This window comes from Seonamhaeicola marinus (assembly GCF_008085455.1).
The window spans coordinates 1-276 of sequence record NZ_VSDQ01000860.1 but is presented as its reverse complement, the minus strand read 5'-3'; the positions used below and the strand labels follow the sequence as shown (position 1 = coordinate 276).

At 33.7% G+C, this 276-nt stretch carries 1 protein-coding gene; it reads left to right on the top strand.

Going from position 1 to position 276, the window contains the following annotated elements; all coding sequences use genetic code 11:
* Nucleotides 1–15: 15 nt before the first annotated feature.
* Nucleotides 16–276: large ribosomal subunit protein uL22 (locus tag FUA24_RS24450; RefSeq protein WP_394344243.1), on the top strand; the 261-nt coding region annotated here is incomplete at its 3' end.

Sequence of the window (276 nt, the reverse complement as noted above, 5' to 3'; positions counted from 1 at the left end):
AGTCGTAAAAAACAAATGGCAGACGCTATTAAGGAGCAAAAAAAGCAAGTTGCTTTTGCTAAACTTAATAATTGTCCTACATCACCAAGAAAAATGCGTTTAGTAGCTGATTTAGTAAGAGGTGAAAGCGTTGAAAAAGCACTTAATATCTTAAAGTTTAGCCAAAAGGAAGCATCAAACCGTTTAGAAAAGTTATTACTTTCTGCTATTGCTAACTGGCAAGCTAAAAATGAAGATGCAGATGTTGAGTCGGCTGAATTATTTGTACAAGAAATT